We start from the raw sequence: 23984 nt of genomic DNA, 5'->3' as shown, positions 1-23984 counted from the left end.
TTTTTACAATTTATACTATGATAAAGATATTAACAGAAGATCGTATAAACATGAGGGATGATGAACATGAAATTTACAAAGATTCTTGTCCAAATTGCTGCTCTTTACGTGTTTTATATGGTTGGAACTTGGGTGCAAGAAATGTTAAATATTCCAATTCCAGGGAGTTTGATTGGGATGTTCCTCTTACTTGTTTTACTTAGCCTAAAAGTTCTTCCAGTGAAATGGTTCGATTTAGGAGCAGAAACACTCGTTGCTATTATGCCGTTTTTATTAATTCCGCCAACGCTTGGCCTAATGAATTACGGTGCTTTTTTTATGAGTAAAGGAATTTCTCTTTTCATTACAGTTGTAGCGAGTACATTTTTAATTATTATTGTCGCAGGACATACAGGACAATATCTTGCGAATAGGAAGGAAAGAGAGTCGCGATGAGCCAAATATTAATCGGAATCGGTTGGGTTCTTTTTACGGTGCTATTATATCAATTATCTAAAAAAATCTATAAATTATTTCCAACACCATTCACAATTCCAATGCTTGTAGCAACAGGATTAATGGCTTTCCTATTTATCGTGCTTGATATACCATATCAACATTATATGGAAAGTGGTGGTGGCTGGATTGCAAAGCTACTTGGACCCGGTGTTGTAGCATTTGCAATTCCCCTTTATAAACAACGTCATGTTCTGCAAAAATATGTTGTACCGATTGCTGGCGGGGTATTAGTAGGTACAACAGTTGCAATCGCTAGTGATTTTGCCATTGCTTCACTTATGGGAACAGATAAAAGCTTAATCTTATCGTCTTTACCAAAATCAGTGACAATGCCAGTTGCGATGAGCGTTTCTGAACAAGTTGGTGGTGTACCTTCCTTAACAGCAGCTTTCGTTGTTATCGCAGGTATTACTGGAACAATTACAGGACCTCTCTTATTAAAATGGAGCCGTGTTACAAACTCAGTTGGTAAAGGTATCGGATTTGGATGTGCTTCTCATATTATGGGTGTTATGAGAGCAATGAAAAATAACGAACATGAAGGTGTTATTGGATCGGTAACAATGACATTAACAGCAATTTTGACATGTTTACTTGGACCGTTATTTGCAATGATGTTTATGTAATAGAAGAAAAGCGAGGGCAACTCTATAGCTCTCGCTTTTCTATAGGATTTATGCTACAGTTACAATAACTGAATCTTTGTAGGAGGTACGCCAAGTGCATACGTTATTATCCGTTTTACTTATTACTGTATCGATTTTAATGATTGTTATGGTACTTATGCAGTCTAGTAATAGCTCAGGCCTTTCAGGTGCAATTTCAGGCGGTGCAGAGCAATTATTTGGTAAGCAAAAAGCACGTGGAATTGAAGCAGTATTAAACCGTATTACAATTGTTTTAGCTGTATTGTTCTTTGTATTAACAATTGCTGTTACGTACTTAAACTTATAGAATTGAAAGAAGAAGCGTTAGTAAGATGTACTAATGGTTCTTCTTTTTTGTTTTGCCATTTGAAAGATGTTTCTAATTAGATTATAGAAATACAAATATGGTACACTAGATATAGAAAGAATACGACTAGATTACAGAAGAGAAAGAGGAGAAGTACATGATGAAATTAGCATCTCCGAAACCATTTACATTTGAGGGTGGAGACCGCGCTGTTTTATTACTACATGGATTCACAGGGAACTCAGCTGATGTACGTATGTTAGGGCGTTTCTTAGAAAAGAAAGGCTATACTTGTCATGCGCCAATTTATAAAGGGCACGGTGTACCACCAGAAGAGCTTGTTCATACAGGTCCTACAGATTGGTGGCAAGATGTAACGGAGGCATATCAGCTTTTAAAAGATAAAGGTTTTGAGAAAATTGCTGTTGTTGGATTGTCACTTGGCGGTGTATTTTCTTTGAAATTAGGTTATACAGTACCGGTTTTAGGTGTAGTACCAATGTGTGCACCGATGTATATTAAGAGCGAAGAAACGATGTACCAAGGTATATTGGCATATGCCCGCGAATATAAAAAACGTGAGCAAAAATCACCAGAACAAATTGAACAAGAAATGTTGGAATTCCAAAAGACACCGATGAATACATTAAAAGCATTACAACAATTAATTGCTGACGTACGTAACAATGTGGATATGATTTATGCACCAACATTTGTTGTACAAGCACGTCATGACGAAATGATTAATACAGATAGTGCTAACATTATTTATAACGGTGTAGAATCTACGTTAAAAGACATTAAATGGTATGAAGACTCTACGCATGTCATTACACTTGATAAACAACGTGACGAGCTACATGAGGATGTATATAACTTCTTGGAGCAACTAGATTGGTAAGATCTAGTTGCCTCTTTTTTTCATAAGGAACTTTTTATGGAAGCTGTAAAAAAATCATTGGGAGATGATTAAAGTTTCACTTTATCCCGCACTAACGGGCAGTAGGCCTCCTACCTTGAAATTCAGCGAAAGCAAAGAAGTTAGGTAGGAATCAACTGCCCGTAAAGGCCCGATTGGTTCAACTAATAATCAGTGGGGGGATGAACAAACCCCGACTGATTAAAGTTTCACTTTATACATCCCCCATCTTTCGGATACACTAAATAATATAAGGGTTTAAAGGAGGTATTTCTACTTGGAAGAAATCATACAAGAACATATTGATAAGTTGTTATTATTTATGAGAGAAGAAGCGTATAAACCGCTAACGATACAAGAGTTAGAAGAGGCATTTGGAATTGAAGGTTCTGAGGGCTTTAAAGATTTTGTAAAGGCACTTGTAATGATGGAAGAGAAGGGACTTGTTATTCGTACACGTAGCAACCGTTACGGTCTTCCTGAAAAGATGAATTTAGTACGAGGTAAGTTAATTGGACATGCACGTGGCTTTGCTTTCGTTGTGCCAGAAGAGAAGAAAACGGGAGACGATGATCTTTTCATCCCACCTACAGAATTAAACGGTGCACTTCATGGCGATACAGTATTAGCACGCCTTAGTTCTCAATCAAGCGGTTCACGTCAAGAAGGTTCAATTGTACGCATTTTAGAGCGTGGAACGAAAGAACTAGTTGGTACATATACAGAATCGAAAAACTTTGGGTTCGTTATACCTGACAATAAGCGCTGGACGAGTGATATCTTTATCTTGAAAAGTGCATCAATGGGTGCTGTAGAAGGTCATAAAGTAGTTGTGAAAATTACGAGCTATCCAGAGAATCGTTTAAGTGCAGAAGGTGAAGTTATTCAAATTCTAGGTCATAAAAATGATCCAGGAGTAGATATTTTATCTGTCATTCATAAACATCATTTACCTTTAGCATTCCCTGAAGAAGTGATGGAGCATGCAAACAGTGTACCAGAAACGATTTCAGAAGAAGATTTAAAAGATCGCCGTGATTTACGTGATCAAATGATCGTAACGATTGATGGTGCAGATGCGAAAGATTTAGATGACGCTGTTACAGTAACGAAGCTTGAGAACGGCAATTACAAGCTAGGCGTTCACATTGCGGATGTAAGTCATTACGTTCAAGAAGGTTCTCCAATTGATGTAGAAGCAGCGGAAAGAGCGACAAGTGTGTATCTTGTTGACCGTGTAATTCCGATGATTCCACATCGTCTATCTAACGGTATTTGTTCATTAAATCCGAAAGTAGACCGTCTGACATTATCTTGTGAAATGGAAATCAACAACTTAGGTGATGTTGTTAAACACGAGATTTTCCAAAGTGTGATTAAAACGACAGAGCGTATGACGTATGCTGACGTAAGAAGCATTTTAGAAGATGAGGACGAAGAGTTAATTAAGCGTTATGAGCCATTAGTACCGATGTTTAAAGAGATGGGGCAATTGGCACAAATTCTACGTGAAAAACGTATGCGCCGTGGTGCAATTGACTTTGACTTTAAAGAAGCGAAAGTATTAGTGGATGAAGAAGGAAAACCGACTGATGTTGTCATGCGCGATCGCTCTGTATCAGAGAAGTTGATTGAAGAATTTATGCTTGTTGCGAATGAAACAGTAGCAGAGCACTTCCACTGGATGAACGTACCGTTTATGTACCGTGTCCATGAAGACCCGAAAGAAGATAAGCTTGAGCGTTTCTTCGAGTTTGTAACGAACTTCGGATATGCGGTAAAAGGACGTGCGAATGAAGTGCACCCTCGTGCGCTGCAACAAATTCTTGAAATGGTTCAAGGACAGCCTGAAGAAGTAGTTATTTCAACGGTTATGCTTCGTTCTATGAAGCAAGCACGTTACGATTCGGATAGCTTAGGACATTTCGGCTTATCAACTGAGTTCTACACACATTTCACATCACCAATTCGTCGTTACCCAGATACAATTGTTCATAGATTAATTCGTGAATACATTATTAATGGTAAAGTCGACAATGGAACGCAAGCAAAATGGCGTGAAAAATTACCTGAGATTGCAGAGCACTCTTCTAATATGGAACGCCGTGCTGTTGAAGCAGAGCGTGAAACAGATGAAATGAAAAAAGCAGAGTATATGGTTGATAAGATCGGTGAAGAGTATGACGGTATGATTAGCTCTGTAACAAACTTCGGTTTATTCGTAGAGCTTCCAAATACAATTGAAGGTCTTGTACATGTTAGTTATTTAACGGATGATTACTACCGTTATGACGAGCAGCATTTCGCTATGATCGGAGAGCGTACAGGAAACGTATTCCGCATCGGTGACGAAATTACAATTCGTGTTATTAACGTAAATAAAGACGAGCGTGCAATCGACTTTGAAATCGTTGGCATGAAAGGTACACCTCGCCGTAAGTTCAAAGATCGTCCAGTCGTTATCGAGCAGCCAAGAACAGGCAGAAAGAAACGCGGTGGACGTAGCGAGCGCAGTAATGAGCGCGGCGGAGAACGTGGCACAGGTAGAAAATTTGACCGTGGTGGCAAAGGTAAAAGTACAGGAAGAGGATCAGCATCAGCAACAGCATCTACGTCCGGTAGTCAGCCAGGGAAAAAAGATGGTAACGGCAAGAAGAAAAAAGGATTTTTCGAAAACGTACCAGGATTCAAGAAGAAAAAGAAAAAGCGTAAGTAAGAAAAGAGTGGCTTCGCTTTGATGAAAAGCGGGGCTTTTTCTTTTTTTATTGGTGGCTTGAGAGCGAGCCACTTTCGCTTTTTGTATAATCCAGCTACAGTGGCTAGAATGTTTGGCGGCTTCGCTTCTTCCCCAGAGGCAAAGAGCGCCTCAAGGTCAGAAGCTCCATCCACCTCACATTCTGAACGAGCCACTTTCGCTTTTAATGGAATCTAGCTACAGTGGCTAGAATCTATGGGCCATTTCACTCCCTCGGACGAAGCAAAAAGCGCTTCTCTGTCGGGAGTTCCAATGTCCAAAGATTCTGAGCGAGCCACTTTCGCTTTTTATCTACATTTGTTACAATAGTAAAAATAGAGGAGGGACGTTATATGCCAAAAGGTACAGGTAAGGTTATTGCACAAAATAAAAAAGCGTTTCATGATTATTTCATCGAAGAAACATACGAAGCAGGGCTTGTCCTTCAAGGAACGGAAATTAAGTCGATTCGCGCTGGTCGCGTGAACTTGAAAGATGCGTTTGCACGTATACATAATGGTGAAGTATGGGTTCATAATATGCACATTAATACATACGAACAAGGGAATCGTTTCAACCATGATCCACTTCGTACGAGAAAATTACTTCTTCATAAAAAAGAAATTGATAAGCTAGCGGGCGCTGCAAAAGAAACAGGTTACGCATTAGTTCCACTTAGAATCTATTTGAAAAATGGATTTGCAAAAATGGCACTTGGTTTAGCAAAAGGTAAGAAACAATATGATAAACGTCACGATTTAAAAGAGAAAGAAGCGAAACGTGAAATTGCACGCGTGTTCCGTGATCGCCAAAAGATGTAATACAGATATTTACATTTGTAAAACGGCGCGCGTATGATATAATAACTTATGTAAGGTTGTTGCACATTGAAAAACAGCTCTTAGTAGCTATCACGATATTTTCTTCGTATGCTCCATTTTTATCATGGGGACGTTACGGATTCGACAGGGATAGTTCGAGCTTAGGTTGCGAGTCGAGGGGATCGGCCTCGTTAAAACGTCAAAGCCTATAATTGGCAAACAAAACAATCTTTCTTTAGCTGCTTAATTGCACTAAAGGTTCCTCCCTCCATCGTCCATGTGGTAGGGTAAGGGACTCAAACTAAGTGGACTACGCCGGAGTTCGCCGTCTGAGGGCGAAGGAAGAGAACAATCAGACTAGCAACTTGGAAGCCTGTCGATAGGCCGAAGAGTTCGCGAAATGCTAATATATCGACTACACTCGTAGAAGCTTAAGTGCCGATATTTTTGGACGTGGGTTCGACTCCCACCGTCTCCACCAATACATATTTGGTGGTTTTTTTATTTTGTATGATATGAACCATAACTTTGCCAGGTCGGCGAGGTTATGGTTCTTTTTGTTTGTGGCAAACTTATGCATACAAAAATAAAAGATTTTAAACCGTATCTTTATTATTGTCTACTTGACAGGGAAGTGACCACCTTACGTGTATATGATATTCATTGAATTTCTACAATTTAAAAGGACAATTTGTACCCATTGATAAAATTACTAGATTTATACTAAAAACACGCATTTTGATTAAGTTTTTTCAAAATGCGTGTTTCATTTATGTTTATATTTTACAATGATGCAAACAAACCTTCTTAAATTGTTTTTACCTATATTTGTATAAGCAGCGAAGGAGATCTATACTTTCTCTAAAAAACCACTTCTCTTTTATAAGAAAGCGATTTTTTTATGAATATAACTATGAATTAACTTTAACTGTTCTGTTTATATATCTTTTCACTTTTGTTTTCCATGTGATGTATAATGCTTTCGCCTTCAACATCAATGTTAGGTAAAATTTTATCCAGCCATTTTGGCAAGTACCAGGCCGACTTACCCATGAGAGCCATGACCGCAGGTACGATTGTCATTCTCACGATGAATGCGTCGAAGAAAACACCGAATGTAAGAGCCATGCCTATGGATTTAATGATGCTATCAGGTGCCAACATGAATCCAATAAATACAGACATCATAATTAATCCTGCTGAGACTACGACTTTACCGCTCTCTCGCATTCCTTCTAAAATAGCTCTCTTCGGGTCGCCTGTATGTGTATATACTTCCCGCATCTTGCTTACTAGAAACACCTCATAGTCCATGGCAAGTCCGAACAGGATGCCAATCAGAATAACAGGCAAGAAAGCTAAGATTGGACTGGCAGCTGGGAAACCAAATAAATTTTGGAAATGCCCATCCTGCACGAAAAATACCACGGCTCCCAACGTAGCACCAAGAGACAGTAGAAACCCTAATACTGCTTTTAATGGAATGAGTAGAGATCTAAACACTAGAACTAAGAGTACATATGCGAGTCCCACAATAAGAGCAGCGAAAACTGGCAAGGCATCACTCAGCTTTTGCACAATATCAATATTCATCGCTGCTGTGCCCGTTACCATTAGTTCAATTCCATTTTTTTTCTCGGTCTGGTTTGATCTGTCCCGAATCGTATTTACCAAATCCTTCGTCTTTGTATCGTCAGGTCCTGTTTTTGGTGTGATGGAAATCATATAAATCTTTCCAGAAGGACCAGGGATAGCTGGTGTCACACTTTTCACGTCAGATAAGTTACCCAATTCTTTTGCAACGGTGTTCATAGTATTTTGCGTTTCAGCTGTTGCTTCCTCAGCTTTTGCCACTACCGCTAAAGAGGCATGAATTCCTTCTCCATATGCTTCCGTCAATAAATCATATGCTCTTCGTTCTGTCGTTTCTGTGGACTTTGATGTTCCATCAGAAAGCAGCCCAAGGTTCATATGGAAAAATGGAATCGTAATCACTGCAAGTAGTCCGATTGCGAAAATCGAAACAACCAGAGGACGTCTTACGACAAATTCCCCCCATTTATTTGAACCAGTGCGTTTCTTACCTGCCCCAGTCATCTTTTCCAAGAATCGATTTTGTTTAGTTGGGGCAATCTTATGGCCGATAATTCCTAATATGGCCGGTAATATGACGACGGAAACCACCACAGCTATGAATACAGTGAAAGCAGCGGATACGCCCATCGCTATTAGGAATGGAATCTTTGTAACAGACAGTCCCAAAAGACCAATAATAACAGTCAATCCTGCAAAGATTACGGCACTTCCCGCTGTTCCCGTTGCAATGGCAATAGATTCTGGAACAGAATCTCCTTGTGCGAGCTGCTGTCTAAAGCGATTGATAATGAAAAGCGCATAGTCAATGCCTACTGCGAGTCCCAGCATGGCAGCTAATGTTAAGGAAACAGATTGGATTTCCACATAATTGGTTCCAATCATGATTCCTAGCATTCCAATCGCTAATCCGATTATCGCAGTGAGAATCGGAAGTCCAGCTGCTAGAAGAGACACAAAAGTAAATGTCAGGACTACGAAGGCAACAAGTACTCCAACAATTTCAGTCATACCTGAAGTCTCTGAGTCGGAAAACTTAATATCGCCTCCTGATAGCTCCGTTTGAATGCCGGCATCCCTTGTTGTTTCAATACTATCTAAAATCTTATCCTTAGAAGCTTCTGTGACCTTTTCCGCTTCCACTTTATACGTAACAACTGCATATCCGATTTTCTTATTTTCACTAAGATTCTGCAGTTGCATCGGTGCTGCCACAAAATCAACAGCTGAATCTTTTTTTATCTCACTTAGAACTTCTGCAATTTTCTGTTGTACTTCCGCTGACTCCAAGGTTCCGTTTTTTGGTGCTTGAAATACTACTTTTACTTGTGCACCAGCTGGTTGCATCGCTTTAAACTCTTTTTTAATTACTTTTCCTGCTTTATCTGCCGGTGTATTCGGAATGCTCATTTCATCATTGAAAGAGGAACCCATGTTGACTCCAATAAGTACAAATGCAATAAGAATTGCGAGTGCACTAAATATAACCTTTTTCCTATGATTTACTGCCCAATGTCCTAACTTATAAAGATATTTTGCCAATTAAATCTCACCCTACTTTCGTTGGAAATTTGTCTTGTTCTTACGTTGTAATTTAGAAACGTACAAACACCAAAATCTCATATTATTCATATAAAAGGATTTTAAAATATATATTGTAAATTGTATCAGTATATCTCACCCTATTTATAGCTTGCAAAATGGCGGGAAATTGCCAGTAGGAAACAAAGAAAATGGTACACATTGACAGCAATGATGGCCTTTTATACACTAACAATTGTACTTACATGTGTAAGTATAACAGTGAATTTTCATCTTTCAAGCACTATGTGATAATTTGCACTTAAAACGAACAGAATGAAGGGATGTGTTAGTTTTGAGGAAGTCAAGAGAAGACAGTATACACTCTCAGAAATACATTATGGAGGCATTGAGCGCACTGTTGCATGAACATAAACTGCAAGATATAACCGTAACAGCTATTTGCAAAAAGGCTGGAGTTGCCAGAGTCACATTCTACAAATACTACCGCAACGTTTACGACGTCGTACAAGTATCAGTGGATGAAATTGTTCAACAATTTTTGAAAGAGGTTGATAGTTTGGATCCTTATGAAAGTATGCAGCTAATTATTGAATATATTATAGAGGGCTTTGTGTCTGCACAGAAGCCGTCAGGAAAGTTAATTGATGCAAATATATCTAGTATGATGCTTGATTATTTGAATTACACAATGGAAAAGGTCTTTCAAGCGGATATTACGCGCAATCATGACATAAGCAGAATGCAAATCCTGTTTTTAGCAGGCGGTATCTATAATATTGTTAACGATTGGATTAAAAGAGGGGCAAAGGAATCTCCCCAGGCACTTGCTGCAAAAATATACGAGATCCTTCCATATGGGACAACAGACACAAGGAATTTGGCAAATTCATGATGCAACTGTACTATCTTTGATTACATCTAAAAAATGGCATCACATAAATAGCTGTGAGTAGTTCATCTAACCATAAACGACCGTTTTTGGTTAAAAGAACAAAACTTTCTTTCATATAAAATTTTCTTAACGTTGTTGAAAGCGGAGGAATCGTCAGGAAAATGGGCTTAGTGTTGTAAATCCGCATTTTCCTGACGGTACCTCTAAAAGCAAAGGATATCATTACAAACACTTTTACCATTAAGCCAATATACTAAAACTCCTTTGTTAAAGTTATTGAACTTGTTGTATAAAAGCTTTAATGAATAAAATAGTAAGATTAAATGCCACATGCTAATAATAGGTATTTTTATTTGTTTTGTTGTAACATTCACGGCAAGTTTATGCTTCTTTTGTTTGTGGAAAAGTTAGGATTTTAAAAATAGAATGCTTCTAATTCTTCACTTCTTTCACTTCTATCCTTAATGCGTATCCCTTAATGATTACAAGTTTATCCCGTCAAAACCTGGTTGATAAGACTTCATTGAGTTTTTGTTTTATTCGAATATTGATATGTTTTGTGTTTTTATCCATACCTATTGTAAGATTATATAGAGTTCTCCTAATAAGCTGTTTTCATGGATTATTTAGGAATTTTAAATTTATAAATCTTAAATTGTTTTTTGGGGATAATTTTTTATCTAAATAAGTTATATTGAAGTAGAGGTGAACCATCGGTGAAGCAGGTGTTGGTGATTAAAAATGAACGGTCTTCAGCAAAGAAAATCGTAAGCGGTCTAACGCAAGAAGGCTATTTCATTTTAAAACTTCACAATGAAAACGAAGGTTTAAATATAATATATGAACAAGACTGGGATATTATCATATTAGATTGGGATTCATTAAGTATATCGGGACCAGAAATTTGCAGACAAATACGGCTTGTTAAAAAGACACCAATCATTATTGTGACCGATAATATTTCTAGCAAGGATTGCATAGCAGGATTACAAGCAGGAGCAGATGATTATATAAGAAAACCATTTGTGAAAGAAGAATTAGTAGCAAGAGTTCAAGCGATTTTAAGGAGAAGTGGCTGTATTCAGCAAAATGAGACAAACTTTTTTCAGTTTAAAGATCTCTTTGTTGATGCATCTAGCAATATTGTGAAAAAAGGTGGCGAAAACCTCTCGCTTACTAAGCGAGAGTACGATTTACTTGTATTTTTAATCAAGAATAAAAATACAATATTGAGCCGTGAAATGCTTTTGAATCAGGTTTGGGGATATAACGTAGTAGTAAATCCAAATGTAGTAGATTTATATATTGGGTATGTAAGAAAAAAGTTAAAGTGCGAGAAAAAAGAAAGATATATTCAAACGATACATGGCAGAGGCTATTCGATGATTGACTGATAAAAATAAGATAATAAAAAAATGAGTAAAACTATTTCATTTGGTTTTACTCATTTTTTTATTAAATATGATAATCAAATAGTTTCTTAGAAGTATTAAAAGACGTAAAAAAATGGATTATGAAAATATTAGCTATTAATGAGCGTGTTTTGGAGAGGAAATCATGGTTAATCAACACGCCTGACTCCACATATTACTTTTTATGCCTGATTTTATGAATTCACACCATTCACAAGATTTTCACAGAATTAATGACTATACTAATTAACAGGATGTTCAAATGAAAATGATTATCAATAGCGATTCAATTGAATAAAAGTTACTTTCTAATTCAATCTATGGATGTCATCATTTTCGAAATAAATCACACTATAAGGAGTATACATATGAAAAAATCTATGCTTTTAAAATTAGTGAGTATTCTAGCAGTTTTCACTTTAATGTTAGTAGCTTGCTCAGATTCAAGTAAAGAAACTTCGAAGGCTAATAATAAAGATAATGGTAGTGATAAGCCAAAAACGGTTGAAATCACTGATGCTCATGGAACTGTTAAAGTCCCTGTAAACCCAAAGAATGTAGTTGCTTTGGATAACAGAACTTTTGAAACTTTATCTGATTGGGGAATTAAATTAGCGGCTGCTCCAAAGGATATCATGCCTGCTGATTCAGCATATAAAAAGGATGAAAAAGTTCAAAATATTGGGAATCACCGTGAACCAAATCTTGAAATTATTGCAGCGGCAAACCCTGACCTTGTAATCGTTGGTCAAAGATTTGCTGACCATTACGAAGAAATCAAAAAATTAGTACCAAATGCAGCAGTTATTGATCTTAATTTTGATGTCTCTGAGAAAGCTACTAAGCCTGGCGAAAACTTAGTAAAAGGACTTAAAGATTCTACAGTTACTTTAGGAAAAATCTTTGATAAAGATAAAGAAGCTAAAAAATTAGTAGCTGATTTTGATAAATCTATTGAAAACGCAAAATCTGCTTATAACGGAAAAGATAAAGTTATGAGTGTTATCGTTACTGGTGGTAATATTGGTTTTGCTGCTCCACATTCTGGTCGCGTTTGGGGACCAATGTATGAAATTTTCGGTTGGACTCCAGCGTTAGAAGTTTCAAATTCTACTGCAGGTCATAAAGGTGATGACGTTTCTGTTGAAGCTATTGCACAAACAAATCCTGATTGGATTTTCGTATTAGATCGTGATGCTGCAACATCTGATGCAGCTAAGTCAACACCTGCTAAGGATGTTATTTCTAAATCACCTGCTCTTCAAAACACAACTGCTGTTTCTAAAAAACAAGTTATTTATGCACCAGAAGATACTTACACAAATGAATCAATTCAAACTTATATAGAGTTATTTGGAAATGTGGCAAAAACTTTAGCTAAGTAGTGTAAAGGAGTACGAAACAGTGTCAAAAAATATAATTTCTAGGGTTGAGAATATTTCTCAACCCCAGTTTTATAATCACAATAAATTATGGACAAAACCTTTTATAATAGCGATTATAGTTGTTATAATTTTAGGGATTATATCACTGTTTACTGGAGTTTATGATATACGTGGACAAGAGGACGGGACAGAGATGTTTTTCATAACTCGTGTTCCGAGAACAGCTGCATTAATGCTTACTGGAGCTGCGATGGCGATGGCAGGGCTCGTAATGCAACTCATTACACAGAATCGCTTTGTTGAACCTACTACAACGGGGACTATTGAATGGTCAGGCTTAGGCCTGCTTTTTGTGTATTTATTATTTCCTGCCCCGACTTTAGTTCAAAGAATGACTGGTGCAATCATTTTTTCTTTTATAGGAACTATGATTTTCTTTCTATTTTTAAGAAGAGTTAAGCTTCGTTCGTCTTTAATTGTTCCGATTATTGGATTGATGCTTGGAGCAGTAATTTCTGCAGTGTCTACTTTTTTAGGACTCCTTTTTCAAAAGACGCAAAGTATTGAAACTTGGTTTGTAGGTTCATTTGCTAACATTCAGGTGGGAAGATATGAATATTTATGGCTGATTGTTATCATTACTTTTCTTATTTTTATGTATGCTAATAGATTGACTTTAGCTGGACTAGGAGAAGATGTCGCAACAAGTCTTGGAGTTAATTACAATAGAATTGTTCTTTTTGGGACTGCTCTTATCTCTGTTGCAGTTGGAATTGTTGCAGCTGTTATTGGACACTTACCTTTCTTAGGATTAATTGTGCCAAATATCGTTTCAATGTTTAGAGGTGATGATCTTAGGAGTAATTTACCTTGGGTTTGTGTGATCGGAATGGGATCAATAACTGCCTGTGACATCATTTCTCGAACAATTATACAGCCTTTTGAATTACCTGTTTCTTTAATACTTGCAACAGTGGGAGCAGTCGTGTTTATTACTATTTTATTGAGACAAAGAAAACCAAGGAGGCTACGATGATCACATTAGAATATAGAAAAAAAGAAAATGTCGAAATCGATTCTAGCCTTCATAATGAAAGTAGATCAGCTAGCGCTTTTCGGTCTAAGAAGGAAGCAAGACGTTATTGGATTTTACTGATAACATTGATTGCTTTAGGTCTTCTTTCTTCATATGGACTTTTAGTTTATAACAATCCAGTTCCGATAGATTCACCTTCTTTTATCCCAGTCGTTAAGAGAAGGATAGTAGCTATTGTTGCAATGATTATTGCTGCGGTTTGCCATAGCTTGTCGACAGTTGCTTTCCAATCTATTACGAATAATAAAATTATTACTCCTTCACTTTTAGGTTTCGAATCACTTTATTCAGCAATTCAAACGAGTACAGTATTCTTCTTTGGTGCTAGTGCGTTAATAAATTTTAATGGAATTGGATCATTTTTATTCCAAGTTGTTGTTATGGTCTTCATGAGTTTGATACTTTATGGATGGTTACTTTCCGGTAAATACGGGAATTTACAACTTATGCTTTTAGTTGGAATTATTATTGGTACCGGGCTAAATTCTGTGTCAACTTTCATGAGAAAACTACTTGCGCCTTCAGAATTTGATATCTTACAAGCAAGATTATTTGGTTCTGTTAATCATGCAGATCCTGCATATTTTCCTATTGTAATTCCTATGATCATAATTATAGCAGTATTAATTTTTGCTCATTCTAAGAATTTAAATGTTTTGTCACTAGGAAAGGATGTTGCTACTTCTTTTGGAGTTAAATACCAACCTAGTGTAATTTATACGCTTGTATTAGTTGCTATTTTGATGTCCATTTCAACAGCTCTAATTGGGCCACTTACTTTCTACGGCTTTTTAGTAGCAACTTTGAGTTATCAGGCAGCATCAACTTATGATCATAGATATATTTTTCCGATGGCTTTTGCTATAGGATTTTTAATAATGACGAGCGCATACTTTTTAATGTATCATGTATTCCATGCTCAAGGTGTAGTTTCAGTTATTATTGAATTATTCGGTGGAATCATATTCTTAACTATAGTTTTAAGGAAGAGGGCTTTATGATAAAAATTGATAATGTTAAAAAGTTCTATACTGATAAGGTGAAAATAGGACCTTTGGATATTGAAATACCAAAAGCGGGCTTTACTTCTTTAATTGGACCAAATGGTGCTGGAAAGTCAACGACACTTTTAATGATTGGCAGACTTTTAGATATGGATGAAGGCCAAATTCAGGTAGCAAATATGGATGTTTCTGAATCAAAATCAAAAGACTTAGCAAAAGTTTTGACTATATTGCGACAAGAAAATCATTTTGTAACTAGGCTTACTGTGAGACAACTAGTTGGATTTGGGCGCTTTCCTTATTCAAAGGGAAGATTGACTAAAGAAGATGAGGCTATCATCTCTAAATATATCGATTTCTTAGATTTAACTAGTTTAGAGAATAGATATTTAGATGAGCTTTCTGGTGGTCAAAGACAAAGGGCATATGTAGCGATGGTATTGTGCCAAGAGACGGAATATGTACTTTTGGACGAACCTTTGAACAACCTTGATGTTGCTCGTTCTGTTCAAATGATGGAGCATTTGAGACGTGCAGCTAATGAATTTGGACGAACAATTTTGACTGTTATGCATGACATAAATTTTGCAGCTAAATACTCGGATAAAATTTGTGCTATGAAAGATGGACAAATTGCTGCTTTCGGAACAGTAGAAGAGGTTATGGACCCAACACTTTTGACAGATATTTTTGAAACAAAAATAGAAATTATTAATGGTCCTTATGGGCCGATCGCAGTGTATTAGTTATAAAATGTCTTGCGTAGATTATGCAAGACATTCTAGTTGAAGTTGCTGTCTATATTTTATAGGCAGCAGCTTTTTTTATGTGATTACTCATAAAATGAAAAAGAACGCTTCACCTTTTCAAGTATGTACCAAACGGAAAAAATATCTCTGTATAATTTTTCAAAAGAATTCAGCTTGTTTTTTTATATGTAATATTGCATATCAGAGTGTATTGATAAAAGTGTAAGGGGTCACTATAATGAGGGCATAAAGATAAATCATATTTTCGTAGCAATAAAAAGGAGGAAATAATATGGAAATCGCAATGGCAGTATTAAAATTTGTAGGTGGCGTAATCCCGTTAATTCAAGAACTTTTAAAAGCATTTATGTAAGTGTATTAGTTAGCTATCATTTATCAATCATTATCATATTTTACTAAAAAAAGAACGGGGTGATTTTTCTGAATATTAAGAAAAACACTAAGAGAAGAAAGTTCCTTGCATGTTTATTAGTTAGTCTATGCACTATTAATTATTCATCTATTTCCTTCGCAGAAACACAAGCAAGTAATGCAACTGATGTAACCAAAAATGCTAGTGGCATTGATACTGGTATAGCAAATCTTAAATATAATAATCAAGAGGTTTTAGCTGTAAATGGTGATAAAGTAGAGAGTTTTGTTCCGAAAGAAAGTATCAATTCAAATGGTAAATTTGTAGTAGTGGAACGCGAGAAAAAATCACTTACAACGTCACCAGTCGATATTTCAATTATTGATTCTGTAGTGAATCGTACGTATCCAGGAGCTGTACAACTTGCAAATAAAGCTTTTGCAGACAATCAACCAAGTTTATTAGTGGCTAAGAGAAAGCCTTTGAATATTAGTATAGACTTACCGGGCATGAGAAAAGAAAATACAATCACTGTCCAAAATCCGACATATGGTAATGTAGCTGGAGCAGTAGACGATTTAGTATCTACTTGGAATGAAAAGTATTCCACAACACATACGTTACCTGCAAGAATGCAGTATACGGAATCTATGGTTTATAGTAAATCACAAATCGCAAGTGCTCTTAATGTTAACGCTAAATATCTTGATAACAGTTTAAACATTGATTTTAATGCGGTTGCAAATGGAGAGAAAAAAGTGATGGTTGCCGCATATAAGCAAATATTTTATACGGTAAGTGCTGAACTACCTAATAATCCATCTGACCTTTTTGATAATAGTGTTACTTTTGACGAGTTAACTCGAAAAGGCGTAAGTAATTCGGCTCCACCTGTTATGGTTTCAAATGTAGCTTATGGTAGAACGATTTATGTAAAATTAGAAACAACATCTAAGAGCAAAGATGTACAAGCTGCTTTTAAAGCCTTACTTAAGAATAACAGCGTTGAAACAAGTGGACAGTATAAAGGTATTTTTGAAGAAAGTACCTTTACTGCTGTAGTATTAGGTGGAGATGCGAAAGAGCATAACAAGGTTGTTACTAAAGATTTCAATGAAATCCGAAATATCATTAAAGATAATGCTGAATTAAGTCTTAAAAATCCAGCATACCCGATTTCATATACAAGTACTTTCTTAAAAGATAATGCAACTGCTGCTGTTCATAACAATACAGATTATATTGAGACGACAACTACAGAATATTCAAGTGCTAAAATGACACTTGATCATTACGGTGCTTACGTTGCTCAATTTGATGTATCTTGGGATGAATTCACATTTGACCAAAAGGGTAACGAAGTACTAACACATAAAACGTGGGATGGTAGCGGAAAAGACAAAACGGCTCATTACTCTACAGTTATCCCTCTTCCACCGAACTCAAAAAATATAAAAATTGTAGCAAGAGAATGTACAGGTCTTGCATGGGAATGGTGGAGAACAATTATTAATGAACAAAATGTTCCATTAACAAATGAAATAAAAGTTTCAATTGGAGGAACAACATTATACCCAACAGCTAGTATTAGTCATTAAGTATAAAAAAAGCGCCCTATAAGTAGGGCGCTTTTTTACTTGGTCACAAATTTTATCCCGCTATTTGCCGGGCGGCCTGATTGGTGAGGGCTGATTAATAATGTAATTCCTATTACTTGAACAAGTGTTGCTAAAAGTGTGGCAATTGGAGGAATAAAACTTAAAACAGTTTATGTTCTTTTGTTTGCGGCCAACTTAAGAAACTTTTGTAAAATGATAGAATTACAAAAATGTAATGTGGGTGTAAGGAAACTGAATTGTACCATCTTTATGGTTAAAGCATACTTAAGGTAAGGAAGATTTATATTTTAACGGGTATAAATCTTACAAGTAGAATAGAAAGGTTAGGTATTATCATATGAAATGGATCATGAGAATTTTTGTGTTATTAGCTATAGTAGGAGGTGCTTTCTACTATATGAAGTCAGGGAATGGATACTATTCGACTAAACAATATTATGTAAAAGTAACGACCGATTCTACAGTAGAAAACGAAAAATTGAGTAATGGAGAAGTTCTTACGTATCATGTTTATGATGAGAAGGTGTACGATAAAAAAGGGGAAGAAAGAGAACTGAAAATTTCCATGCAAAATAAATTGGAAAAAAATCAATATTATTTGATTGATTGGGAAGAGCGCCGTGGGATTGTTTCTAAAATAGCTAAAGTGAATCAAGCGAAAATAGATAAAAGTATTTTAGATAAGTTGAACGCAAATTCATAATATTTCAGGATAAGTTAATTAAAAGCTGTGTTAGCGTAAGATTTATAAGAAAAAGGTATTGTAGCAAAAATAAAAGAGATTATTATAAAACAAAAAAGACCGAACCGTCTGGTTCTGTCTTTTTTTAGGAGTGAAGAATGAATTTTACAAATGATGTGGCACAAAGCTGGATTGCTACAATTGTAATGGCATGTATGAATATTGGACTATAACACTTATGCAGATGGTTTGCAGAGATATAAAATCAATATAGAAGAGGAGTATTGTTATAAATGACTTATGTAACTACAATTTTATCAATAGCGGGTATTGTTATCATGTCTTTAGCAAGGATTAATTTTAAAATAAGGGCGTTTGCTAATAAACCAGCTTGGGGTGGCTTAACTCTTCCCTTAATTCTAATTGGATTTATTTTATTTTGTATCGGTATGTTTTTAGGTTTTGTAAATCATCAGGGAATATTGTGAAGACGAAAAGCTACATGTTTTTCGTCTTTTCGTTCTCTTGCTTAATAAGAAAGATCCTGCAACTCAGTACAGGATCTTTAATCAAACGTTTTTAAAAGCTAAATTGTGGTTTCATATCACCTTTATAAGGTTCATGTTCAACGAATATAGTTATATCCTTACCAGCTTGGTCTTTACCAGTTCTTTTATACGTAAATTTATTCTTATTTAGTTCAGTAAGCTCAAGAGCAGCACCGTATTTATTATTTCCAATGGAAACATGGGCTCTTATTTTATTTTCGTGTACAACATCGAAGTAGCCATAATCACCGCGGCTTTGACCTGTTTCGCTATTGAAGAACTCATATTTATTAGATTTGTCATCAAATTTTGCTAGGCTTATAAAATTCGAATTAAACTGTGTTACATCATTACCAGCTTCATCTAATACCTTTGTTCCATGCCAAAGGGTATCGCCTAGAATTTTATCTCCATCAACGTTTTTAACAATATCTCCTGTAGTCGTGTTCAGCTGCTTGTCCGGATCAGTGAAAGAAAGTTCTTTTTCTTTATATGGGACATGTTCAACGAAAACTTCTACATCTTTACCGTTAGCGTCTTTCCCCATTCGTTTATAAGTAAATACATTTTTGTTTAGTTTTGTCATGTCAACGACAGCTTGATACTTCATTGATTCTGAAATTAATATTCTCTTCTTCCCATCATTTGTGACAAAGAAAGTTCCTTTATCGCCACGACTTGCACCTGTTTTAGCATCAAAAAATTCATATCTGCCTGACTTCGCATCATATTTTGCAAGACCAATGAAATTTGCATTCTCTTTTGTTAAGTCATTCTTATCTTTGTCATACACTCGTGTACCTTGCCAATTTGTCTCGCTAAGAATATTAGCCATTTTTTGCCCTTTAGTTAATTTATTTTCCTTTTTTGTTTCTTTAGCAACTTGTTCTTGTTTTTGTTTCCCATGATTTTCTTCAGCTTTAGTACCAGCACACCCTGTTAATGCTAATGTGAATCCGAGCAATACGGATGATAGTGCTTTTGCTTTTTTGTTCATGTTTTATCGTCTCCTTATTTTATGATTTCAAGTAGTACGGTTAGCGATTATAGTAGCAGTGCGTCATATATGAACTTAGTTGCTACGTTTCTTATGTTAATACCCGACTATAAACTGCCTCTAAATAAAACATTAAAAAAAGATAAACTAATTCCTAAAATTTGTTCATATTTATAAAAAATTGCTAGCTTGCTGTAGTGCCTACGAGTAATCCAAAAAATACATTGTAAAGAAGAAGGAAAGCCACTAACAATAATGTAATTGCTAATAGAGCTAATCGATTGTAGTGCAAAACTTTTGAGAAAAACTGTAGGAGAAATGAAGATTTTATAGAATTCGTTTCGTATAGGAAGGGGATACCCATGTTTGATTCAACAGATTTTAAGATTATACAATTACTACAAGGAAACGCTAGAATGAACTGGAAGGAAATTGGGGAGATAGTACATTTGACTGGTCAGGCTGTTGGGAAGCGAATTAATAAATTAGAAGAGGCAGGTGTCATTCAAAAATATACGATAAATATTGACAGGGCTAAGCTAGAAGGATCTATTATGACCTTTGTTACACTATTTTTGCATGCACCGCATTATCATAATCAAATTCAAAATTTTTTTGAAAAAACGGACGTAATTACTGAAATGTATCGTATAAGCGGCGATGGTTGCTATGTCATGACTCTTCACACATCTTCGCATCAGCAATTAGAAGAGACTCTTGCAGATGTTTTACATTATGGTGATTATCGTATAAATACTGTCATTAAGACGATGGAAAAAAAGAAAGAATAAGATACTTATCCTTTCTTTTTTCATATGGAACTGTAATTCTTTATTTGCTTTTGGTTATAAAACAGTTTGCTGACATGACTGTTGCATAAATATCACCAAACTCTAATGCACTCATGAACGATTGATGAGCGTGTACTGCAGGGATTAGATTTCCTTGAAATTCTAAATCTTTTGTTGTACAAGCATCTTCAATTACAATACATTGAAATCCGAAGTCACTGGCAGCGCGCACTGTTGCATCAATACATACATGAGTCATCATACCGCAAATGACTAGTCGGTCTATTTTCTCTGTCTTTAATGTTTCTAATAAATTTGTTCTTAAAAAACTGTTGGGGTGATGTTTTTGTAGGACTCTTTCGTTAACAATCGGTTGTACATCATCATGAATTTGAACACCTACTGTATCAGGTAAGAAGAAAGTAGCTCCTTCATTGTTCGCGATATGTTGTACGTGAATAACTGTTTTATGATTTTCACGAAATACTTTCAAGACTTCTTTCGCTTTTTGTGCGGCTTTTTCAGGTTGATGTAATTCCATATTGCCGCCTTCAAAGTAATCATTTTGTATGTCTACTAATAGTAACGCTTCTTTCATCGTTATTCCCCCATACTTAGTGATTCAGTACGTTATTTGTACTGTACCGTTATTATATAAATTGTAGCTATGCGGAAGTAATAACGTTATGAAACGATTTTAACGGATATAGTTTCAGTGTGAAAAAAGTGAAAGTTGGTATAAGTACAAATGGATTTTGTGGAATTCACAGCAAGGTTATAGATAGAGTGGCATCGCAGGGTTAAAAATCATACCTTTGCTGGAGGAGCAGGTTATGTTTTTTTATGAGGAAATGCGATTTTAAGTTTTTGCTGAAGATGTTTTTCTAGGATATGCTGTGAGTGATTGGAGTGAGGTAGTGTCAGATATTGTCGACCAATCGATATATTGGAAAAATCGTTGATATATTGTGAGTTGTGATAGATATATTGAGAAAATCGTTGATATATTGTGAGTTGTGATAGATATATTGAAAAAATCGTTGATATATTTGTAAAGGGGTGTTTGAGGTGATTGTGAAAGAGAGAAAAATACCGATTTATATAAGGCAGTTAGAAGCACTTCTTAGAAGGTTACCTGTACATCATCCGAAACGAAATTTAATTGGAGAAAACTTGGCAAAACACATGGCGGGGTATAAAGGAGAGCAAGCGATTGATTATCCGCTTAGTTTTATTTCTGAGAAAGAGTATAGTGTTTTACATGATGTTCGCTTATGTAATTATGATAAATACTTTCAAATTGATACTATTATCCTTTCCACAAAGTTTCTTCTTTTTCTTGAGATAAAAAATATAGCAGGTACATTAATGTTTGATGCAAAGTTTAATCAACTTATCCGAATAACAGAAGGAAATTCAGAGGGATTTCCAGATCCGGTTTTACAAATAAAAAGGCAAGAAATACAACTAAAGAAATGGTTAAACTCACATGGATTTTCCTCTAGTCTTCCAATTGAGTCCCTCGTTGTTATTAGCTCGCCTCGTACCATTATAAAATCTTCAGATGACAATCTTCTTCATACAATTATTCATAGTGCCAATTTACCTCATAAAATAAAGTGGTTTGAAAGTAAATATAAGAGAAAAGTTATAGATAATGTAGATAGGCTCATTCATCAAATAATAGCGGAGCATTCTCCACTTCAACAAAATATACTTGAGCAATATAAAATAGAAAAAGAGGAGTTGCTAAATGGAGTACAATGTGAGAAATGCTTAGTTATTCCAATGGTTAAAGTTAAGAAGGGTTGGCGTTGTACAAGTTGTAAAGATTTTTCAAAAGTGGCACATGTGGATGCTATACGAGATTATGCATTGCTCATTAGTAAGACATGTACGAATGGTAATTTGAAAGAGTTTCTCAATGTTTCGTCGGGTATGGTTGTAAACAGAATTCTCCACACACTAAATCTTCCCTATACTGGCAACAACAAAGGACGAATATATGATTTAACTTCTTTCCAATCGTAATTTTGCTATAATAAATAAGTACTTATACGAAGGGGAGTCTAAAGAGAATATGAAGTCATTTAATATCGATCATGTTATAGCTAGTGTTTTGCAATGGATATTAAATATAGCTTTAATTATATTATCCATTGTGTTATCGATTTTCTTAGTGAATGAGACGATCACGTTTGTGCAGTATATTTTTTCGTCAAAAGAGTATACGTCTTATAAATTGGTTGAAAGTATCATCGTCTATTTCTTATACTTCGAGTTCATTGCATTAATTATTAAGTATTTTAAATCGAATTATCATTTCCCGTTACGCTATTTTATTTATATCGGAATTACGGCTTTAATTCGATTAATTATTGTGTCTCATGAGGAACCGATGGAGACGTTATTATACGCAGGAGCAATTCTTGTTTTAGTTATTGCTTTATACATATCGAATATGAGAGATTTGAGAAAAGAGTAGTAGTGCAGACGTAAGTTTGCACTACTTTTTTACATCTTGACCTTCAAGTTGCTTGAAAGTTTACAATGAAATTAGGGCGTTTGAAATCGAAAAAAATTGAGAAATTAAGTGAAGAGGTTTCTTTTACTTGGAGGTTATAGGAATGAATCAGGAATTGAAGTTACGTCCATTAGAACGAGAAGATTTAAAGTTCGTACACGAACTGAATAATAATGCGCATATTATGTCGTATTGGTTTGAAGAGCCATATGAGGCATTTGTGGAGCTACAAGACTTATACGATAAACATATACATGATCAAAGCGAACGCCGATTTATCGTTGAGAAAGACAATGAAATGGTTGGATTAGTTGAGTTAGTAGAAATCGATTATATTCATCGTAGAACAGAATTCCAAATTATTATTGATCCGAATTATCAAGGATATGGTTATGCAGTAGAGGCGACGCGTTTAGCAATGGATTATGCTTTCGCTGTATTAAATATGCATAAGATATATTTAGTTGTGGATAAGGAAAATGAAAAAGCAGTACATGTTTATAAAAAGGTTGGATTTATTGTAGAAGGTGAACTTATCGATGAGTTTTTCGTTGATGGTAACTATCATAATGCGATAAGAATGTGTATGTTTCAGAAGCAATATTTTGAAAACAAGTAGTTGAAAGATTTGGAAGTAATGTTGACGCTTCGTAAAACCGTATGCTAAAATCCCTTTTAAGTATTAAGGAAGGTGCAGAACATGCTTTATATAAAATTTGTAAAACTCATTAGAAAACTTTGCTCCGCACAAATGTATACGGTGAAGCGTTGTACGGAGCTTAATCAAGGGGGATAAATCCCCTATATTCATCGGCTGAATAACTTTTCTAAAAAAGTATAGTTTATCT

22 protein-coding genes and 1 other RNA gene are annotated in these 23984 nt (G+C 35.5%); 20 read left to right on the top strand and 3 right to left on the bottom strand.

What is annotated here, in order from left to right; all coding sequences use genetic code 11:
• The first annotated feature begins 66 nt into the window (after nucleotides 1-66).
• The 7 genes from RT27_RS08165 (at nucleotide 67) to ssrA (ending at nucleotide 6407) form a co-directional block, all read left to right on the top strand.
• Complete coding sequence (locus tag RT27_RS08165) at nucleotides 67-435, top strand: CidA/LrgA family holin-like protein (RefSeq protein WP_000673222.1); 369 nt, start codon at nucleotides 67-69, stop codon at nucleotides 433-435.
• A complete protein-coding gene (locus RT27_RS08160) occupies nucleotides 432-1124 on the top strand; it encodes an LrgB family protein (protein WP_000078304.1) in 693 nt (230 codons plus the stop codon). Before RT27_RS08165 ends, RT27_RS08160 begins: the two co-directional genes overlap by 4 nt.
• A gap of 94 nt (nucleotides 1125-1218) precedes the next feature.
• Nucleotides 1219-1452: a preprotein translocase subunit SecG gene (gene secG / locus RT27_RS08155; protein WP_000557266.1), complete on the top strand. Its 234-nt coding sequence runs from the start codon at nucleotides 1219-1221 to the stop codon at nucleotides 1450-1452.
• A gap of 160 nt (nucleotides 1453-1612) precedes the next feature.
• Nucleotides 1613-2353 (top strand): carboxylesterase, encoded by a 741-nt coding sequence (gene estA / locus RT27_RS08150; protein WP_000761986.1) that lies wholly within the window; start codon nucleotides 1613-1615, stop codon nucleotides 2351-2353.
• 295 nt (nucleotides 2354-2648) lie between these two features.
• Nucleotides 2649-5087 (top strand): ribonuclease R, encoded by a 2439-nt coding sequence (gene rnr / locus RT27_RS08145; protein WP_043935799.1) that lies wholly within the window; start codon nucleotides 2649-2651, stop codon nucleotides 5085-5087.
• Between the two features lie 371 nt (nucleotides 5088-5458).
• A complete protein-coding gene (gene smpB / locus RT27_RS08140; protein ID WP_001123917.1) occupies nucleotides 5459-5926 on the top strand; it encodes an SsrA-binding protein in 468 nt (155 codons plus the stop codon).
• A gap of 126 nt (nucleotides 5927-6052) precedes the next feature.
• Nucleotides 6053-6407, top strand: a transfer-messenger RNA (tmRNA) gene (ssrA, locus tag RT27_RS33005).
• Nucleotides 6408-6850: 443 nt separating this feature from the next.
• On the opposite strand, the gene RT27_RS32350 is transcribed toward ssrA, so the two are convergent.
• On the bottom strand, nucleotides 6851-9061 hold the full coding sequence (locus RT27_RS32350) for an MMPL family transporter (RefSeq protein WP_043935798.1): 2211 nt from the start codon (nucleotides 9059-9061) through the stop codon (nucleotides 6851-6853).
• A gap of 379 nt (nucleotides 9062-9440) precedes the next feature.
• Here RT27_RS32350 and RT27_RS08130 point away from each other — a divergent pair, with 379 nt between their 5' ends.
• The 9 genes from RT27_RS08130 to RT27_RS08080 all read left to right on the top strand — a co-directional run bounded on the left by RT27_RS08130 (nucleotide 9441) and on the right by RT27_RS08080 (nucleotide 18764).
• Complete coding sequence (locus RT27_RS08130) at nucleotides 9441-9956, top strand: TetR/AcrR family transcriptional regulator (protein ID WP_043935894.1); 516 nt, start codon at nucleotides 9441-9443, stop codon at nucleotides 9954-9956.
• Nucleotides 9957-10672: 716 nt separating this feature from the next.
• A complete protein-coding gene (locus RT27_RS08120) occupies nucleotides 10673-11350 on the top strand; it encodes a response regulator transcription factor (RefSeq protein ID WP_043935796.1) in 678 nt (225 codons plus the stop codon).
• Between the two features lie 386 nt (nucleotides 11351-11736).
• Nucleotides 11737-12753, top strand: a complete 1017-nt coding sequence (locus tag RT27_RS08115) for a siderophore ABC transporter substrate-binding protein (protein ID WP_043935794.1) — start codon at nucleotides 11737-11739, stop codon at nucleotides 12751-12753.
• Nucleotides 12754-12772: 19 nt separating this feature from the next.
• Nucleotides 12773-13789, top strand: coding sequence for an iron chelate uptake ABC transporter family permease subunit (locus RT27_RS08110; protein WP_000041820.1), 1017 nt, complete (start codon nucleotides 12773-12775; stop codon nucleotides 13787-13789).
• Complete coding sequence (locus RT27_RS08105) at nucleotides 13786-14850, top strand: iron chelate uptake ABC transporter family permease subunit (protein ID WP_016079769.1); 1065 nt, start codon at nucleotides 13786-13788, stop codon at nucleotides 14848-14850. Before RT27_RS08110 ends, RT27_RS08105 begins: the two co-directional genes overlap by 4 nt.
• Nucleotides 14847-15599 (top strand): ATP-binding cassette domain-containing protein, encoded by a 753-nt coding sequence (locus RT27_RS08100; RefSeq protein ID WP_000590061.1) that lies wholly within the window; start codon nucleotides 14847-14849, stop codon nucleotides 15597-15599. Before RT27_RS08105 ends, RT27_RS08100 begins: the two co-directional genes overlap by 4 nt.
• Nucleotides 15600-16034: 435 nt before the next feature.
• On the top strand, nucleotides 16035-17573 hold the full coding sequence (alo, locus tag RT27_RS08090) for an anthrolysin O/cereolysin O family cholesterol-dependent cytolysin Alo (protein WP_043935793.1): 1539 nt from the start codon (nucleotides 16035-16037) through the stop codon (nucleotides 17571-17573).
• A gap of 358 nt (nucleotides 17574-17931) precedes the next feature.
• A complete protein-coding gene (locus RT27_RS08085; RefSeq protein ID WP_043935792.1) occupies nucleotides 17932-18297 on the top strand; it encodes a YxeA family protein in 366 nt (121 codons plus the stop codon).
• 272 nt (nucleotides 18298-18569) lie between these two features.
• Complete coding sequence (locus tag RT27_RS08080) at nucleotides 18570-18764, top strand: hypothetical protein (protein ID WP_016079772.1); 195 nt, start codon at nucleotides 18570-18572, stop codon at nucleotides 18762-18764.
• A 91-nt stretch (nucleotides 18765-18855) separates the two neighbouring features.
• Here the strand turns inward: RT27_RS08080 and RT27_RS08075 are convergent, their stop codons facing one another.
• On the bottom strand, nucleotides 18856-19821 hold the full coding sequence (locus RT27_RS08075; protein ID WP_029443570.1) for a DUF4822 domain-containing protein: 966 nt from the start codon (nucleotides 19819-19821) through the stop codon (nucleotides 18856-18858).
• A 362-nt stretch (nucleotides 19822-20183) separates the two neighbouring features.
• Between RT27_RS08075 and RT27_RS08070 the strand changes: the two genes are divergently transcribed.
• Complete coding sequence (locus RT27_RS08070) at nucleotides 20184-20612, top strand: Lrp/AsnC family transcriptional regulator (RefSeq protein WP_000460485.1); 429 nt, start codon at nucleotides 20184-20186, stop codon at nucleotides 20610-20612.
• Nucleotides 20613-20652: 40 nt separating this feature from the next.
• Here RT27_RS08070 and RT27_RS08065 read toward each other — a convergent pair whose 3' ends face one another.
• Entirely contained in the window at nucleotides 20653-21210 is a 558-nt protein-coding gene (locus RT27_RS08065; RefSeq protein WP_043935790.1) for a cysteine hydrolase family protein, read from the bottom strand.
• A gap of 476 nt (nucleotides 21211-21686) precedes the next feature.
• Here RT27_RS08065 and RT27_RS08060 point away from each other — a divergent pair, with 476 nt between their 5' ends.
• The 3 genes from RT27_RS08060 to speG all read left to right on the top strand — a co-directional run bounded on the left by RT27_RS08060 (nucleotide 21687) and on the right by speG (nucleotide 23755).
• Nucleotides 21687-22643 carry a nuclease-related domain-containing protein gene (locus RT27_RS08060; protein WP_043935893.1) on the top strand — a complete coding sequence of 319 codons (957 nt, stop codon included), beginning with the start codon at nucleotides 21687-21689 and terminating at the stop codon, nucleotides 22641-22643.
• Between the two features lie 49 nt (nucleotides 22644-22692).
• Nucleotides 22693-23097 (top strand): phosphate-starvation-inducible protein PsiE, encoded by a 405-nt coding sequence (psiE, locus tag RT27_RS08055; protein ID WP_000834709.1) that lies wholly within the window; start codon nucleotides 22693-22695, stop codon nucleotides 23095-23097.
• A gap of 142 nt (nucleotides 23098-23239) precedes the next feature.
• Nucleotides 23240-23755 (top strand): spermidine N1-acetyltransferase, encoded by a 516-nt coding sequence (gene speG / locus RT27_RS08050; RefSeq protein WP_001071094.1) that lies wholly within the window; start codon nucleotides 23240-23242, stop codon nucleotides 23753-23755.
• Nucleotides 23756-23984 lie beyond the last annotated feature (229 nt).

It is taken from the genome of Bacillus sp. L_1B0_5, from assembly GCF_000836715.1.
Taxonomy (GTDB): Bacteria; Bacillota; Bacilli; order Bacillales; family Bacillaceae_G; genus Bacillus_A; species Bacillus_A thuringiensis_S.
This window is presented reverse-complemented; position numbering and strand designations above follow the sequence as displayed.

Bases quoted from the DNA above. Each gene is read 5' to 3' on its own strand.
- speG (WP_001071094.1), top strand. From the start codon at position 23,240: ATGAATCAGGAATTGAAGTTACGTCCATTAGAACGAGAAGATTTAAAG.
- psiE (WP_000834709.1), top strand. From the start codon at position 22,693: ATGAAGTCATTTAATATCGATCATGTTATAGCTAGTGTTTTGCAATGG.
- RT27_RS08105 (WP_016079769.1), top strand. From the start codon at position 13,786: ATGATCACATTAGAATATAGAAAAAAAGAAAATGTCGAAATCGATTCT.
- RT27_RS08165 (WP_000673222.1), top strand. From the start codon at position 67: ATGAAATTTACAAAGATTCTTGTCCAAATTGCTGCTCTTTACGTGTTT.
- RT27_RS08115 (WP_043935794.1), top strand. From the start codon at position 11,737: ATGAAAAAATCTATGCTTTTAAAATTAGTGAGTATTCTAGCAGTTTTC.
- RT27_RS08070 (WP_000460485.1), top strand. From the start codon at position 20,184: ATGTTTGATTCAACAGATTTTAAGATTATACAATTACTACAAGGAAAC.
- RT27_RS08160 (WP_000078304.1), top strand. From the start codon at position 432: ATGAGCCAAATATTAATCGGAATCGGTTGGGTTCTTTTTACGGTGCTA.
- RT27_RS08100 (WP_000590061.1), top strand. From the start codon at position 14,847: ATGATAAAAATTGATAATGTTAAAAAGTTCTATACTGATAAGGTGAAA.
- RT27_RS08065 (WP_043935790.1), bottom strand. From the start codon at position 21,210: ATGAAAGAAGCGTTACTATTAGTAGACATACAAAATGATTACTTTGAA.
- smpB (WP_001123917.1), top strand. From the start codon at position 5,459: ATGCCAAAAGGTACAGGTAAGGTTATTGCACAAAATAAAAAAGCGTTT.
- RT27_RS08085 (WP_043935792.1), top strand. From the start codon at position 17,932: ATGAAATGGATCATGAGAATTTTTGTGTTATTAGCTATAGTAGGAGGT.
- RT27_RS08130 (WP_043935894.1), top strand. From the start codon at position 9,441: ATGGAGGCATTGAGCGCACTGTTGCATGAACATAAACTGCAAGATATA.
- estA (WP_000761986.1), top strand. From the start codon at position 1,613: ATGAAATTAGCATCTCCGAAACCATTTACATTTGAGGGTGGAGACCGC.
- RT27_RS08080 (WP_016079772.1), top strand. From the start codon at position 18,570: ATGACTTATGTAACTACAATTTTATCAATAGCGGGTATTGTTATCATG.
- RT27_RS08075 (WP_029443570.1), bottom strand. From the start codon at position 19,821: ATGAACAAAAAAGCAAAAGCACTATCATCCGTATTGCTCGGATTCACA.